At 63.4% G+C, this 14977-nt stretch carries 12 protein-coding genes and 1 pseudogene; 7 read left to right on the forward strand and 6 right to left on the reverse strand.

The features are described 5' to 3' along the window. Nucleotides 1-8 precede the first annotated feature (8 nt). The 7 genes from mrdA (at nucleotide 9) to lipB (ending at nucleotide 7448) form a co-directional block, all read left to right on the forward strand. Nucleotides 9-1901 (forward strand): penicillin-binding protein 2, encoded by a 1893-nt coding sequence (gene mrdA / locus BLR77_RS14990; protein WP_074679135.1) that lies wholly within the window; start codon nucleotides 9-11, stop codon nucleotides 1899-1901. Then, the gene (gene rodA, locus BLR77_RS14995) at nucleotides 1898-3043 is read left to right on the forward strand and encodes a rod shape-determining protein RodA (protein WP_074679137.1); all 1146 of its coding nucleotides are present in this window, start codon (nucleotides 1898-1900) and stop codon (nucleotides 3041-3043) included. Before mrdA ends, rodA begins: the two co-directional genes overlap by 4 nt. Before the next feature lie 19 nt (nucleotides 3044-3062). Next, complete coding sequence (gene mltB / locus BLR77_RS15000) at nucleotides 3063-4073, forward strand: lytic murein transglycosylase B (RefSeq protein ID WP_074679138.1); 1011 nt, start codon at nucleotides 3063-3065, stop codon at nucleotides 4071-4073. Beyond that, nucleotides 4070-5083 (forward strand): septal ring lytic transglycosylase RlpA family protein, encoded by a 1014-nt coding sequence (locus BLR77_RS15005; protein ID WP_074679140.1) that lies wholly within the window; start codon nucleotides 4070-4072, stop codon nucleotides 5081-5083. The genes mltB and BLR77_RS15005 overlap by 4 nt, the downstream gene beginning before the upstream one ends. 112 nt (nucleotides 5084-5195) lie before the next feature. Further along, a complete protein-coding gene (locus tag BLR77_RS15010) occupies nucleotides 5196-6356 on the forward strand; it encodes a D-alanyl-D-alanine carboxypeptidase family protein (protein ID WP_074679142.1) in 1161 nt (386 codons plus the stop codon). A gap of 190 nt (nucleotides 6357-6546) precedes the next feature. Continuing rightward, nucleotides 6547-6825: a DUF493 domain-containing protein gene (locus tag BLR77_RS15015; protein WP_072424419.1), complete on the forward strand. Its 279-nt coding sequence runs from the start codon at nucleotides 6547-6549 to the stop codon at nucleotides 6823-6825. 5 nt (nucleotides 6826-6830) lie between these two features. Then, nucleotides 6831-7448 (forward strand): lipoyl(octanoyl) transferase LipB, encoded by a 618-nt coding sequence (gene lipB, locus BLR77_RS15020; protein ID WP_074679144.1) that lies wholly within the window; start codon nucleotides 6831-6833, stop codon nucleotides 7446-7448. A 201-nt stretch (nucleotides 7449-7649) separates the two neighbouring features. On the opposite strand, the gene lipA is transcribed toward lipB, so the two are convergent. The 6 genes and pseudogenes from lipA to leuS form a co-directional block, all read right to left on the reverse strand. Next, entirely contained in the window at nucleotides 7650-8702 is a 1053-nt protein-coding gene (lipA, locus tag BLR77_RS15025) for a lipoyl synthase (RefSeq protein ID WP_074679146.1), read from the reverse strand. Nucleotides 8703-8895: 193 nt separating this feature from the next. Further along, nucleotides 8896-10152, reverse strand: coding sequence for a lytic murein transglycosylase (locus BLR77_RS15030; RefSeq protein WP_074679148.1), 1257 nt, complete (start codon nucleotides 10150-10152; stop codon nucleotides 8896-8898). An 81-nt stretch (nucleotides 10153-10233) separates the two neighbouring features. Beyond that, nucleotides 10234-10380, reverse strand: a pseudogene (gene arfA / locus BLR77_RS15035) (alternative ribosome rescue factor ArfA); the annotation flags it as partial. Nucleotides 10381-10511: 131 nt separating this feature from the next. Continuing rightward, nucleotides 10512-11546, reverse strand: coding sequence for a DNA polymerase III subunit delta (holA, locus tag BLR77_RS15040; protein ID WP_074679152.1), 1035 nt, complete (start codon nucleotides 11544-11546; stop codon nucleotides 10512-10514). A gap of 57 nt (nucleotides 11547-11603) precedes the next feature. Next, entirely contained in the window at nucleotides 11604-12215 is a 612-nt protein-coding gene (locus BLR77_RS15045) for an LPS-assembly lipoprotein LptE (protein WP_074679154.1), read from the reverse strand. Between the two features lie 54 nt (nucleotides 12216-12269). Then, nucleotides 12270-14882, reverse strand: coding sequence for a leucine--tRNA ligase (leuS, locus tag BLR77_RS15050; protein WP_074679156.1), 2613 nt, complete (start codon nucleotides 14880-14882; stop codon nucleotides 12270-12272). Nucleotides 14883-14977 lie beyond the last annotated feature (95 nt).

Here is a 14977-nt window from a genome sequence, read left to right on the forward strand (position 1 = left end):
ACCTAGTCATGCCGCAGCCGATTCGCCTCAAGGATCACGAAAAGGACGCTCGCTTGGTCAAGCGCCGGGTGGTGTTCTGTGCTGTGGCAATCATCGTGCTCACCTGCCTGCTGATCATGCGCATGTACTACCTGCAGGTGGTGCAGTACGAGCATCACAGCACGCTGGCGGAAAACAACCGCATCCACGTGCAGCCGCTGCCGCCGACCCGTGGGCTGATCTTCGACCGCAACGGGGTGATCATCGCCGATAACCGGCCGAGCTTCAGCCTGACCGTGACCCGTGAGCGCGCCGGTGACTGGCTGAGCGTGCTCGATACGGTGGTCGAGGTGCTGGAGCTTGCCGATGACGACCGGGCGCTGTTCGAGCGCCGCGTGCGCCAGGGGCGGCGTCCGTTCGAGCCGGTGCCGATCCTGTTCGAACTGTCCGAAGAGCAGATCGCACGTATCGCGGTCAACCAGTTCCGTCTGCCGGGCGTCGAGGTGGCCGCACAGCTGGTGCGTCATTACCCGCAGCAGGAGCATTTCGCTCATTCGGTCGGCTACGTCGGGCGCATCAACGAGCAGGAACTCAAGCGTCTGGACCCGACCGACTACGCCGGCACCCACCATATCGGCAAGACCGGTATCGAGCGTTTCTACGAGGACGAGCTGCACGGCGAAGTCGGCTACGAAGAGGTCGAGACCAACGCGCGTGGTCGTGTGTTGCGGGTGCTCAAGCGCGTCGACCCGAAACCGGGCAAGGACATCGTTCTCAGCCTCGACGTACACCTGCAGGAGGCGGCCGAGAACGCCCTGGGTGGTCGACGTGGTGCCGTGGTGGCCATCGATCCGAACAACGGTGAAGTACTGGCGATGGTCAGCCAGCCCAGCTTCGACCCCAATCCCTTCGTCACCGGCATCAGCTTCAAGGCCTATGGCGAGCTGCGTGATTCCATCGATCAGCCGTTGTACAACCGGGTGCTGCGTGGTCTCTATCCGCCAGGCTCGACCATCAAACCGATGGTCGCGGTGGCGGGGCTCGATGCCGGCGTGGTCACGCCGCAGACCCGGGTGTTCGACCCCGGTTTCTATCAGTTGCCCAACCACAGCCACAAATACCGTAACTGGAACCGCAACGGTGACGGCTGGGTCGACCTCAACCTGGCCATCGCCCGCTCCAACGACACCTATTTCTACGATCTGGCGCACAAGATGGGCGTCGATCGCATGCACGACTACATGAGCCGCTTCGGCCTCGGTCAGCGCGTGGCGCTGGACATGTTCGAGGAAACCGCCGGCCTGATGCCCTCGCGCGACTGGAAGCGGGCGCGTTATCGCCAGCCCTGGTATCCGGGCGAGACGCTGATTCTCGGCATCGGCCAGGGCTACATGCAGACCACGCCACTGCAGTTGGCGCAGGCCACCGCGCTGATGGCCACGCGTGGCAAGTGGATTCGTCCGCACCTGGCCAAGAGCGTCGACGGCCGCCTGCCCTCGGACCCCAATCCGATTGCGGATATCGTCCTGCGTGATCCGAAGTTCTGGGATTACGGCATTCGCGGCATGGAAGAGGTATTGCACGGCCCGCGTGGTACGGCGCGCAAGGTCGGTGACAGCTCGGTCTATCGCATCGCTGGCAAGAGCGGTACGGCGCAGGTGGTGGCGATCAAGCAGGGTGAGAAGTACGACCGCAACAAGGTGCAGGAGCGGCACCGTGACCACGCCCTGTTCGTGGCGTTTGCCCCGGCGGAGAAGCCGCAGATCGCCGTGGCGGTGATGGTGGAGAACGGCGAGTCAGGCTCCGGTGTCGCCGCCCCGGTGGTCAAGCAGGTGATGGACGCCTGGCTGCTGGATAAAGAAACCGGTCAGCTCAAAGCCGAGTTCGCCTTGCCCCAGACTGCCGAGGTCAGCCAGCGATGATTAGCAATTTCGACCGCACTCTGTCCGATGAGGATGTACTGCGACGTCGCGCCAGCCTGCTGCAGCGCATGCATATCGATGGCTGGTTGCTGTTGCTGTTGCTGATCCTGGGCACTGGCAGCCTGTTCATTCTTTATTCAGCCAGCGGCAAGAACGTCGAGCTTCTGATCAGGCAGGCCTCGTCTTTCGGCATCGGCATGCTCGCGGTAGTGGTGATAGCCCAGTTCGACCCGCGCTTCATGGCGCGCTGGGTGCCCTTGGCCTACGTGGCTGGCGTCGGCCTGTTGCTGGTGGTCGAGTTGATGGGGCATACCGCGATGGGGGCGACGCGCTGGATCAACATCCCCGGGCTGATTCGTTTCCAGCCGTCGGAGCTGATGAAGATCATCATGCCGATGACCATCGCCTGGTACCTGTCGCGGCATAACCTGCCGCCGCGTTTCAAGCATATCGCCATCAGTCTGGCGATGATCGGTGTGCCTGTTGTGCTGATTGCCAAGCAGCCTGATCTGGGTACCTCGCTGCTGATCCTGGCCTCTGGCGCCTTCGTGGTGTTCATGGCCGGCCTGCAGTGGCGCTGGATCGTAGGCGCTGCTGCTGCCGTGGTACCGATCGCGGTGGGCATGTGGTACTTCGTCATGCACGACTACCAGAAGCGCCGTGTGCTGACGTTTCTCAACCCGGAGAGCGATCCGCTGGGGGCGGGCTGGAATATCATCCAGTCCAAGGCTGCCATCGGCTCCGGCGGTGTATTGGGCAAGGGCTGGCTGCTGGGTACCCAGTCGCACCTGGATTTTTTGCCGGAAAGCCACACGGACTTTATCATTGCCGTGCTCGCGGAGGAGTTCGGCCTGGTCGGCGTCTGTCTGTTGTTGCTGCTCTATCTGCTGCTGCTGGCGCGTGGCCTGGTGATTACCGCCCAGGCACAGACGCTGTTCGGCAAGCTGCTGGCTGGGGCGCTGACCATGACCTTCTTCGTCTACGTATTCGTCAACATCGGCATGGTCAGCGGGCTGCTGCCGGTGGTTGGGGTGCCGCTGCCCTTCATTAGTTACGGCGGAACCCATCTGGTCACGCTGTTGTCAGGCTTCGGGGTATTGATGGCGATCCACACCCACAGAAAGTGGATCGCTCAGGTTTGATTTTGGGGGTTTTGAGTTAATGCATTCTCTGCGTAGTTGGGCTGCTCGTACGTTGATTGGAGTCGGCATTGCCGGCATGTTCGGCACCGGCGCTCAGGCACTGGCGGCCGATTACGACGGCTCGCCGCAGGTGGCCGAGTTCGTCGAGGAAATGACCCGCGATTATGGCTTCGCCAGTGAGCAACTGGTCAGCCTGTTCGCCGAGGTCGAGCGCAAGCAGGCGATTCTCGATGCCATCTCGCGCCCGGCGGAGAAGGTCAAACCCTGGAAGGAATACCGGCCGATCTTCATTACCGACAAGCGCATCGCCCAGGGCGTGGAGTTCTGGAGCAAGAACCAGGCTGCGCTGGAAAAGGCCGAGGCCGAGTACGGCGTGCCGCCGCAGTTCATTGTCGCGATCATCGGTGTGGAAACCTTCTACGGCGGCAACACTGGCAGCTGGCGGGTGATGGATGCGCTGTCCACCCTGGCGTTCGACTACCCGCCGCGCGCGCCGTTCTTTCGCAAGGAGCTGCGCGAATTTCTGCTGCTGACCCGTGAGGAGCAGGTCGACCCGATCACCCTCAAGGGCTCCTACGCCGGTGCCATGGGCCTGCCGCAGTTTATGCCGAGCAGCTTCCGCGCCTACGCCGTGGACTTCGATGGCGACGGCCATATCAACATCTGGAGCAATCCGACCGATGCCATCGGCAGTGTTGCCAGCTATTTCAAGCGCCACGGCTGGCAGGCCGGCGGTCAGGTCGCCAGCCGTGTCGAGGCCAGCGGCGCTCGCGTCGATGAAGGCCTGACGCAAGGCCTGGACCCGGTGAAGAACGTCGCCGAGCTGCGCGAACTGGGCTGGAAGAGCAAAGACAAGCTGGCCGAAGATTTACCGGTGACGGCGTTTCGTCTGCAGGGCGCGGAAGGTGACGAATACTGGTTCGGTTTGCCCAACTTCTACACCATCACCCGCTACAATCGCAGCGTGATGTATGCCATGGCGGTCAACCAACTCGCCGAACTGCTGGTCGAAGCACGGGGTAATCGATGAGTACGTCCAAACTGCTGCCGTTGGCGGCCTGCGTAGCGGCAGCGCTGTTGCTGGCGAGCTGTTCTTCCAAGCGTCCAGCGCAGCCTGCGGTGGTGCCCGGACAGTCGGCCGGTATCTCTGGTCCGGAAGATTTCAATCGACCCCACAAGGATGGCGCGCCCTGGTGGGACGTGGACGTCTCGAAGATTCAGGACGCCATCCCCATGCCCCATTACGGGCCGGTCAAGGCCAGTCCCTATGTGGTGTTCGGCAAGCAGTACTACCCGATTCAGGATGCCCGTCGCTACCAGGCGACAGGGCCGGCTTCCTGGTATGGCACCAAGTTCCACGGCCAGGCCACTGCCAATGGCGAAACCTACGACCTGTACGGTATGACCGCAGCGCACAAGACGCTGCCGCTGCCCAGTTACGTACGCGTGACCAACCTGGAAAACGGCAAGGTCGTGACCCTGCGGGTCAATGACCGTGGGCCGTTCTACTCCGACCGTATCATCGACCTGTCCTTCGCGGCGGCGAAGAAGCTCGGCTTCGCCGAAAAGGGCACCGCGCGAGTCAAGGTCGAAGGCATCGATCCGCATGAGTGGTGGGCGCAGCAGGGCCGTCCGGTGCCGCTGGTGCTGGCCAATAATCAGCCGGCCAAGGCTGCCGTTGCCCAGCCCGTCGCGCAGCCTGCGCCGCAGCCTGTCGAGCACTATTCGCCGCCGCCCACGCAGCACGCCGCTGCGGTGGTGCCCGTGCAGATCGACGCAAAAAAAAACGATTCACTCGGAGCCTCTGGCCTGTATCTCCAGGTGGGAGCCTTCGCCAATCCGGACGCTGCGGAGCTGCTCAAGTCCAAGCTGAGCCAGAACAGCAGTGTGCCGGTGTTCATCAGCTCAGTGGTGCGCGACCAGCAGATCCTGCATCGGGTCCGCATGGGGCCGATCAGCAACCAGGGCGAGGCTGAGCAACTGCAGAGCAGCGTGCGCCTGGCCAATCTGGGGCAGCCCACGCTGGTGCGTGCCGACTGATGGCAACTTAACCGGCCTTTGCCGGACTAAATCCGAGGCTCGCCGTTCGCGGCGAGCTTTACGATGACCCTTAGCAGGGTCGCTAAACCCAAGCATAAATCTCGAGAGACGGATGAACATCACCAGCTTCGCGCAACGTGCCTTCCTCTTCCTTTGCCTGCTGAGCGCTCCGCTCGCCTGGTCCAGCCAGCAAGTCGTACCCGCGCCCCCGCAACTGGCGGCGACCTCCTATGTGCTGATGGATGCAGCCAGCGGCCAGATCCTGGTGGAGAACAACGGCGATGAGCGCCTGCCGCCAGCCAGCCTGACCAAGCTGATGACCGCCTATATCGCGACTCTGGAGATCAACCGGGGGCAGATCAAGGAAAGTGACATGGTCCGCGTCAGCGAAAAGGCCTGGCGCAAGGGTGGCTCCAAGATGTTCATCGAGGTGGGCAAGGAAGTCTCGGTGGACGATCTGCTGCACGGCATCATCATCCAGTCCGGCAACGACGCCAGCATCGCCATCGCCGAGCACATCGCCGGCAGTGAAGATGCCTTCGCCGACATGATGAATACCCATGCCCAGCGCCTGGGTCTGAGCAACACTCACTTCATGAACTCCACCGGCTGGCCGGACCCGGAGCACTATTCCTCGGCCCACGACATGGCCAAACTGGCCCGCGCGATCATCTACGAAGATCAGGCCCACTACGATATCTACAAGCAGAAGGAATTCTTCTGGAACGGCATCAAGCAGCCCAACCGCAACCTGCTGTTGTGGCGCGATAGCACCGTGGATGGCCTGAAGACCGGCCATACCGAAGAAGCCGGTTATTGCCTGGTCGCCTCCGCCGTGCGTGATGGTCAGCGCCTGATCGCGGCCGTGTTCGGCACCGTCAGCGAGCAGGCCCGTGCCGCCGAAGTGCAGAAGCTGCTGACCTATGGTTTCCGCTTCTTCGAAAGCCGCACCTTCTATCAGAAGGGCGCCGAACTGGCCCAGGCCACCGTCTGGAAAGGCACCGTGCACCAGGTCAAGGCCGGCCTCGCCGAAGACCTGACCCTGACCATGCCCAAGGGCCAGCTGGAAAAACTGCAGGCCAGCATGACCCTCAATCCGCAGCTGGTCGCACCGATCCAGCAGGGCGATGTGATCGGCAAGGTCGAAGTCAAACTGGGCGACGAGGTGGTGCGCAGCACTGACCTGGTAGCACTGGAATCGGTTGAAGAGGGCGGCTTGCTGCGTCGTCTGTGGGATAGCATTCGGATGTTCTTCTTCGGCCTGTTCAACTGACGGCCACCTCCGAAAGCGACCAGCGTTGTCGTCATGGCGTTGAAACAGGCTGAAGCAGTGCCCATTTACATGCTGTAAGCCGCGCTTCTTCGCCTGACTGCTCCGTCTGCGCTTTAGAGGCTCCCGATTTAGCCCGGCCGCTCCAATCCGGAGTGGCCCTTTCTGGACGGGCCACAAGCCCGCTGATGCCATGACCGATAGCGACGTTCAACCGCCAAAAATCGAATTCCCCTGCGAGCGTTACCCGATCAAGGTGATCGGCACCGCTGGTGAGGGTTTCTCCGACCTGGTGATCGAAGTGATCCAGCGCCACGCCCCCGATCTGGATGCCTCCACGCTGGTGATGCGTGACAGCCGCAACGGTAACTTCATTTCCGTTCAGGTGCTGATCACGGCCACCGGTGTCGAGCAATTGCAGGCGATTCATGTTGACCTGCGTGCCACCGGCCGCGTGCATATGGTGCTGTGATCGTCATGCCCGAGCTTGTCGTCCGTCACCTCGGGCTGGTCGACTACCAGCCCACGCTGGAGGCCATGCGCAAGTTGACCCGTGAGCGCGATGCGCAAACCCCGGACGAAATCTGGTTGCTGCAGCATCCCAAGGTGTTCACTCAGGGCCAGGCTGGCAAGGCCGAGCATGTGCTCGCTGCCGGCGATATTCCGGTGATTCAGGTGGAGCGCGGCGGGCAGGTGACCTATCACGGCCCCGGGCAATTGGTGGCCTATCTGATGCTCGATCTGCGTCGTCTCGATCTGGGCGTGCGTGAGCTGGTCACCGCCATGGAGCAGAGCCTGGTGGAGCTGTTGGCCAGCTATGGCATCGAGGCTGCGCCCAAGGCGGATGCGCCTGGTGTGTACGTGGCAGGTGACAAGATCGCCTCGCTGGGCCTGCGCGTCAGCCGTGGCTGCTCGTTCCATGGCCTGGCGCTGAACGTCGATATGGATATGACGCCCTTCCTGCGCATCAACCCCTGCGGCTACGCTGGGCTGAAGATGGTGCAGATGCGTGATCTGCTGCAAGCGCCGCCCGCGTTCGACGAGGTGTCGCAACGTCTGGAACAGACGCTGCGTGTCCGTCTGGGCTACGCGTAGGGTGTTGCGGGGCCGTACAGGTGGTTCGATATCGGCGATTTCTCTGTGCGCACGGCGCACCCTACGGACGGTGTCCGGGCGAGCCATGCGTAGGGTGCGCTGCGCACACCAATAAGGCCACTGGTTTTCAGCGCACGCATTGCTGTCAGAAACGAAAAAGGGACGCCGAGGCGTCCCTTTCGTTTGTCGTGAAGAGCTGGATCAGTTCAGGTTCAGCGCCGGAATCAGGCTGGTGTTGATCTCCTGGCCGGGCACCGGTACGGGGGCGGCGAGGCCCAGATTGTTCTTCTCGAACACGCGATCGGCGCGGTAGCTGGAACGTACCAGCGGGCCGGCGGCGACTTCCATGAAGCCTTTCTCCAGGCCGATGTCACGCAGGCGATTGAACTCTTCAGGGCTGACCCAGCGTTGCACCTTCAGGTGGTTGCGCGTGGGTTGCAGGTACTGACCGAGGGTGAGGATGTCCACGCCGATGGCGCGCAGGTCGTCCATGGTTTCCAGGATTTCCTCGTCGGTTTCACCCAGGCCGAGCATCAGACTGGTCTTGGTCAGTACGTCGGGGCGGTGCTTCTTGGCGTGCTCGAGCACCTTGAGGGTCTTCTCGTAGCCAGCGCGCGGATCACGCACCACATGGGTGAGGCGTTTGACCGTCTCGACGTTCTGCGCGAAGACTTCAAGGCCGGAGTCGACGACGCGCTCGATGGCCTGGTGATCGCCATCGAAATCCGGGGTCAGGGCTTCGACCACCACCTGCGGGGTGTTTTCCTTGATCGCTCGCACGCAGGCTGCATAGTGGCCAGCGCCGCCGTCTTCCAGATCGTCACGGTCCACCGAGGTCAGCACGATATAACGCAGGGCCATCAGCTCCACCGACTTGGCGGTGTTCTGCGGTTCTTCTAGGTCCAGCCAGCCATTGGGATTGCCGGTGTCCACGGCGCAGAAGCGGCAGGCGCGGGTACACACCGAGCCCATCAGCATGATGGTGGCCGTGCCGTTGGACCAGCACTCACCCATGTTCGGGCAGTGCGATTCCTGGCAGACGGTGCTCAGGCGGTGTTCGCCGACGTTGCGCTTGACCGCCTCGAAACGGCTGCCGCCAGGCGCCTTGACCCGCAGCCACTTGGGCTTGGGTTCGAAAACCTGGGGTTCGGCCGAGGCGCGGCGCTTCTGACCATCCTTGATCGCGGTGATGCCTTGGGCGGTGCGAAACTTTTCGCCGCTGGCGACGGATTTGGGCGAGGAGGTGTCGGACATCGGAAATCTGGGCTCCGGTAGAGGCTCCGTGGGCAGGTGGCTTTTGGCCGCCGGCCAGTCTACCACAGAAGGTGTATGCAGACGCTGAGGCCGCCTGTCGACAAAATACCCGTGAGGCGTTTTTGGGGGCGTCGCTGTGACCGCTCGCCAAGGCGCTTGCCGGTGATGGCAGCGCCCGGGGTGTCACCTGGATTCAGCGTCTGCGCAGCTGCTGCAGCAGTTGGGTGTTGGGGTAGCCATCGGCTGGCCAGTTCAACTGCAGTTGCAGGGCGCGAATGGCCTTGCGCGTGTTGGCGCCGATGATGCCGTCGGCCGGGCCGGGGTCGAAGCCGGCCTGGGCCAGCAGTTCCTGCAGTTCGACACGTTCACTGCGACCCAGTTGACGCTCACCACGGGGCCATTGCCCCTTGATTTCGCTGGTGCGTAGCAGGTTGTCGGCGAGCAGGCCGATGGCCAGCGCGTAGGACGTGGAATTGTTGTACTTGAGGATGCTGCGGAAGTTATCCAGCAGCAGGAAGGCCGGGCCTTGGTGGCCGGCAGGCAGTTGCAGGCTGGCGCGGGCGTTGGCGGCTGCGCCGGTCGGTGCCAGAGGACGGACGCCGAGCTCTGCCCATTCGGCCAGCGTGCGGCGCTGATCCGGGTCGGCCAGGGCGTAGTCGAAGCCGCTCGGCAGGTTCACTTCGAACCCCCAGGGCTGACCACGCTGCCAGCCGGATGCCTGCAGGTAATGGGCGGCCGACGCCAGGGCGTCGGCCTGGGAGTTCCACAGGTCGCGCTTGCCGTCGCCGTCGAAGTCGACTGCATGCTGGTTGTAGGTGGTGGGCATGAATTGGGTCTGGCCCATGGCGCCGGCCCAGGAGCCGATCATGCGTTCGCTGGGCACATCGCCGTTCTGCAGGATTTGCAGGGCGGCCAGCAACTGAGCGCGCCAGAAGCCCTGGCGGCGACCGTCATAGGCCAGGGTGGCGAGGGAGCGGATTACGCTGTGGCTGCCGATGTTGTTGCCGAAGTTGCTCTCCAGGCCCCAGATGGCCACCAGGATCTGCGCTTCGACGCCATATTGCTGCTCGATGCGTTGCAGCATGGCGTTGTGCTGGGCCAGCAATACCCGACCACGGCCGATGCGGCTGGAAGAGACGGCGCCGTCGAGATATTCCCACACCGGGCGAGTGAACTCGGGCTGGCTGCTGTCGGCTTTGAGTACTGCCGGGTCGGGGGTGACGCCGGCGAACACGCGATCGAACAGCGCCGCGTCGATGCCCGCGGCAATCGCTTCGCTGCGCATTGCCTGGCGCCAGTCGGCGAAACTGGGCAAGGGTTTTTCGGCTGGAGTCTGGGCCGCTGCAGGGGCTGTGACGGTAGGCAGATTTTCCGCCGGGGCTTGGGCGCAGGCGGCCAGCAGCAGGAGAGGAAGCAGAGCCAGGACGCGACGAGGAAGCTGGTGTGGCATGTCTATCTCAGGACGTTTAAGCAGGCGCTTACCTTAGCATGCTCGGGCAACAGGCAGGGCCATCAGTGAATCAACATGCCCCATAAAGCAAGAAGCCTCCCAATTGTGGGAGGCTTCGCGGCGGTAGCTGCCTTTGCCTTTCTGTGGTCGTTCCTGGCGGGAGCGAAACAGTGGCTGGGCGACGATGGATTTGGCCTTGTTCGGCCGTTTGCCGGTTTTCTTGCTCATGGCGTTTCCTCATGCAGACTGGCCTGCGCCAATGCAGGCGGCGAAGACTATGCGCCGCTGTACAGAAAATGTCCAGACGGGGCGTAGGGCGGGTGCAACCCGCCATCATCGGGTGGCGGGTTGCACCCGGCCTACGGAGAAAGACGCAGCCGTTGCCCGGCCAGTTGCAGGGTCAGCATGGCCAGCTCACTCCACGGATCACCGGGTGCCTGGCCCTTGATCTGCGCGTCGATCAACTGTGCCTGCTGCAACAGCTGCCCCCAGCGTTTGCTGCTGTGACGCTGCAAGGCCTTGGAAACCAGCGGCCTGCGTTTGTCCCAGACGGGCGGGCGCGCGCTGGAAAAGGCCTTGTCCAGCGGTATGCCCTGGCTCTGCTGGTGGGCAATGCCGGCCAGCAGGCGAATCTCGCGCGCCAACGCCCAGAGGATCACCGGGGTTTCCACCCCTTCACCGCGCAGGCCTTCGAGCATGCGCAAGGCGTGGGCGGCGTCGCCGCCGAGGGCACAGTCGATCAGGCCGAAGACGTCGAAGCGGGCGCTGTCGGCCACCGCTGCTTGCACGGTCTCGGCGTCGACCTGATTGCCTTCGGCGAGCAGCTTGAGCTTTTCCACTTCCTGGGCGGCAGCCAGCAGGTTGCCTTCCACCCGTGCGGCAATCATTTCCACCGCGTCAGCGCTGGCGCTCAGGCCGGCCTGAGCCAGGCGCTGGCGAATCCACTGCGGCAACTGGTTGGCGTCTACCGGCCAGATCTGGATGAACTGACTCACCTGGCCGTCGATCAGGGCCTTGGCCCATTTGGATTTCTGCGTGCTGCCGTCGAGCTTGGGCAGGCTCAGCAACAGAACGGTGTCCTCGGGCGGGCGGGCCAGGTACTCGAGCAGGGCGGCTGTGCCCTTGTCCCCAGGTTTGCCGGAAGGCAGGCGCAGTTCCAGCAGGCGCTTTTCGGCGAACAGCGACAGGCTGGCACCCGCTTGCAGCAGGTTGCCCCAGTCGAAGTTGGCTTCGGCGTTGAACACCTGGCGCTCGCCGAAACCCTGCTGGCGGCAGGCGTTACGAATGGCGTCGGCAGTTTCCTGGCACAGCAATGGTTCGTCGCCACTGATCGCATAGACAGGTGCGAGAGCGCCTTGCAGGTGTTTGCCGAGTTGCGCGGGGGCAAGCTTCATCGAGGTGATGTCATCAGGCGAGCAGGGCGTCGGGCCGCGGCTGCGGCCCTTGGGCCTTTAGCGGGACGGCAGTTCGATCGGCGACTGCTGCGGCGCGACCTGGCTCTCGCGAGCCCGGCGCTCTGCTTCCAGTGCTTCGGCTTCAGCCCTGGCGCGGGCTTCGGCGGTCTGTTGCAGTTGGTCCAATCGCTCGGGCGTGATCTGCTGCAGGCTGAAGATCAGTTGCTGGATCATTTCACGGCGCAGTTCGCTGCGCAGCTGAGCTGCTTCCTGGTCGGAGCCGGCCAGGTTGTTGTCGTCCTGCTGATAGTAGTTCTGTACTTCGACCTTGTTACCGGTCAGCAGCAGGTCTTGTGCGCCGCGGATTTCATACTCCAGGGCCATGGTCAGCTCGTATTCGGCGGTACGGGCGCCGCCGCTGTAGCTGGCGCCGCGACGATTTTCGGTTTCGCGGCTGATCACCAGCTTGTAGGGCGCGCCGGAGTAGACGCGAACGTCGTTGTTCTCCAGTACTTCACGTACTTGCTGCACGGTGTCGCCGTAGGCATCGCGTGCGCTGACGTCGAGTTCCTTGAGGGCGAACTGCACGTCGCCGGTGCCACGCAGCTGGAAGCCGCATGCGCTGAGCAGGCCAGCCAGGCCGATGACCAGCAGATTCCGTTTCATCATTCTCATATCCCCTTGGCGGATCACGGCGCCACACGCGTGTGGCGCCGAGCTTAATCAGTTGGCGACTATGTTGACCAGCTTGCCCGGTACCACGATGACCTTGCGAATGCTCAGGCCTTCGGTGAAGCGCAGCACGTTCTCGTTGGCGCGGGCGGCTGCCTCGACGTCCTCGCGGCTGGCGCTGGCCGGTACCTCGATCTGCCCGCGCAGCTTGCCGTTGACCTGCACCACCAGGGTCAGGCTGTCCTGCACCAGAGCGGATTCGTCGACCTGCGGCCACTGCGCATCGATCACGGCATCGGCGTGACCCAGGCGCTGCCACAGCTCGTGGCTGATGTGCGGGGTGATCGGCGCCAGCAGCAGGGTGACGATCTCCAGACCTTCGTGCACCAGCGCGCGGTCCTGTTCGGTGGCGGTGGCAGCTTTTTCCAGCACGTTCATCAGGGTCATCACCTGGGCGATGGCGGTGTTGAACTTGTGGTGCTGGCCGATATCGTTGCTGGCCTGCTTGATCGCCAGGTGAATGGCGCGGCGCACGGCCTTCTGCTCGTCGCTCAGGCTGGCGACATCCAGCTTGCCTGGCAGACCGGCGCTGACGTGGCCCTGAGCCAGGCGCCAGACGCGGCGCAGGAAGCGGTTGGCGCCCTCGACGCCGGCATCCGACCATTCGCAGCTCATGTCGGGTGGCGAGGCGAACATCATGAACAGGCGGCAGGTGTCTGCGCCGTACGCATCGATCATGTCCTGCGGGTCGACGCCGTTGTTCTTCGACTTGGACATCTTCTCGGTGCCGCCGATTTCCACCGGCAGACCGTCGCTCTTCAGCTTGGCGCCGATGACCTTGGCCTTGGCATCACGCTCGACCTCGACATCGGCCGGGTTGAACCAGTCCTTGCCGCCGTTTGCCAGGGTGCGGTAGTAGGTCTCGGCGACCACCATGCCCTGGGTCAGCAGGTTTTTGAACGGCTCGTTCGACGACACCAGGCCTTCGTCGCGCATCAGCTTGTGGAAGAAGCGTGCGTAGAGCAGGTGGAGGATGGCGTGCTCGATACCGCCGATGTACTGATCCACCGGCAGCCAGTGGTTGGCCGCTTGCGGGTCGACCATGCCGCCCTCGTAGTTCGGGCTGGCGTAGCGGGCGAAGTACCAGGAGCTTTCCACGAAGGTGTCCATGGTGTCGGTTTCGCGCTTGGCCGGTGCGCCGCATTTCGGGCAGGTGCACTCGTAGAACTCGGGCATCTTCGCCAGCGGCGAGCCTGCGCCGTCCGGTACCACGTCTTCTGGCAGCACCACCGGCAGCTGGTCTTCCGGCACCGGTACGTCGCCGCAGCTGTCGCAGTGGATGATCGGGATCGGGCAGCCCCAGTAGCGCTGGCGGCTGATGCCCCAGTCGCGCAGGCGGAACTGGGTCTTGCGTGCGCCGTGCTCGCTGGCCTCAAGGTCGCCGACGATGGCGTCGAAGGCGGCGCTGAAGTCCAGGCCGTCGTACTTGCCGGAGTTGATGGTGGTCAGGCCGGCCTTGTCGCCGTACCAGTCCTGCCAGGTGCTGGCGTCGTAGTCTTTGCCCTCGCCGGCGTAGACCTGCTGGATCGGCAGGTCGTACTTGTTGGCGAATTCGAAGTCGCGCTCATCATGCGCCGGCACGGCCATCACCGCGCCTTCGCCGTAGCCCCACAATACGTAGTTGGCGACGAATACCGGCAGCTTGTCGCCGGTCAGCGGATGAATGACGAACTGGCCGGTGGCCAGGCCCTTCTTCTCCATGGTGGCCATGTCGGCCTCGGCCACGGAACCGGCCTTGCATTCGGCGATGAAGGCGGCGATCTGCGGGTTGCCTTCGGCGGCACGCTGGGCCAGCGGGTGTTCGGCGGCCACGGCGACGTAAGTCGCGCCCATCAGGGTGTCGGGGCGGGTGGAATAGACCTTGAGTTGGCCTTCCACGCCGATGCTGGCGACGTCGTAGTCGAACACGATGTCGGCACCGAAGCTCTTGCCGATCCAGTTGCGCTGCATGGTCTTGACCTGCTCGGGCCAGCCATCGAGCTCATCCAGGCTGCTCAGCAGCTCTTCGGCGTAAGCGGTGATCTTGAAGTAGTACATCGGGATTTCGCGCTTCTCGATCAGCGCGCCCGAGCGCCATCCGCGGCCGTCGATGACCTGCTCGTTGGCCAGTACGGTCTGGTCCACCGGGTCCCAGTTGACGGTGCCGTTCTTGCGGTAGATCACGCCCTTCTCGAACAGGCGGGTGAACAGCCACTGCTCCCAGCGGTAGTAGTCCGGCTTGCAGGTGGTGACTTCGCGCGTCCAGTCGATCGCCAGGCCCAGCGACTTGAGCTGGGATTTCATGTAGGCGATGTTCTCGTAGGTCCACTTGGCCGGCGCCACCTGGTTCTTCATCGCGGCGTTTTCCGCCGGCATGCCGAAGGCGTCCCAGCCCATCGGCTGCAGCACATTCTTGCCCTGCATGCGCTGGTAGCGGGCGATCACGTCGCCGATGGTGTAGTTGCGCACGTGCCCCATGTGTAGCTTGCCGCTTGGGTAGGGGAACATCGACAGGCAGTAGAAGGTGTCCTTGCCAGGCTGTTCGCTGACGACGAAGGATTTCTGCGCGTCCCAGTGGGACTGCGCGGCGGCTTCTATTTCACGGGGCGAGTACTGTTCGTGCATGGCTCTGGCGCTGAAGGAATGGGGCTTGCGGAAAACGCCGTAGCATACATGAGCGCCGTCTATCGAGGGAAACCCAGATTGTGCCGCGTCCGCCG

This window comes from Ectopseudomonas alcaliphila (assembly GCF_900101755.1).
Classification (GTDB): domain Bacteria; phylum Pseudomonadota; class Gammaproteobacteria; order Pseudomonadales; family Pseudomonadaceae; genus Aquipseudomonas; species Aquipseudomonas alcaliphila.